This is a genomic window from Actinomadura sp. 7K534 (assembly GCF_004348575.1).
In the GTDB taxonomy this organism is placed as follows: domain Bacteria; phylum Actinomycetota; class Actinomycetes; order Streptosporangiales; family Streptosporangiaceae; genus Spirillospora; species Spirillospora livida.
In genome coordinates this window covers 1-564 of sequence record NZ_SMKB01000550.1, presented here as the reverse complement: position 1 = coordinate 564, position 564 = coordinate 1, and the positions used below count along the sequence as shown (strand labels likewise).

The following is a 564-nucleotide window of genomic DNA, read 5'->3' as shown; positions in this document are numbered from 1 at the left end:
CGCCGAAGGCGAGCCTGCCGGTGGCGATGGCGAGCAGCGCCGAGACGAGGGCGGCGGCGAAGTGCAGGGCGATCTGGGCGGCCAGGAGTGCGGCGGGGCGGACGGGTGTGGTGGACATGCGGCGCAGGATGCCGCGTTCGCGGTAGCCGGCGAGGACGGGCGGGAGGGCCATGAGCCCGGCCATGATCGTGGCGAGGAGGACGCTGACGGGGACGTAGAGGTCGATGACGCGGTTTCCGCCGAGTTCGGCGCTGGGTTCGCGGAAGGAGGGGATGAGGCCGAGGATCGCGAGCAGGAGGGTGGGGAAGACGACGATCCAGAAGAGGCTGAAGGGTTCGCGGAGGAAGAGCCGGAGTTCGGCTTTGAGGACGGCGGTGGGGGCGGACACGTCAGTTCTCCCGGTCTTCGGTGAGTTCGAGGAAGGCGTCGTCGAGGGTGGAGTCGGTGACGCGCAGTTGGTGGGCGGTGATGCGGTGGCGGGCGAGGAGGGAGATGACGGCGTTGACGGTGGTGTCGCCGCCGTGGATGGTGAGCCGGCCGTCGCGGCGTTCGATGGTGTGGGCG

At 70.4% G+C, this 564-nt stretch carries 1 protein-coding gene; it reads right to left on the bottom strand.

The window, feature by feature from the left end; all coding sequences use genetic code 11:
• Nucleotides 1-388: ABC transporter permease (locus E1266_RS37650; protein WP_165966392.1), on the bottom strand; the 388-nt coding region annotated here is incomplete at its 3' end.
• Between the last annotated feature and the right edge of the window lie 176 nt (nucleotides 389-564).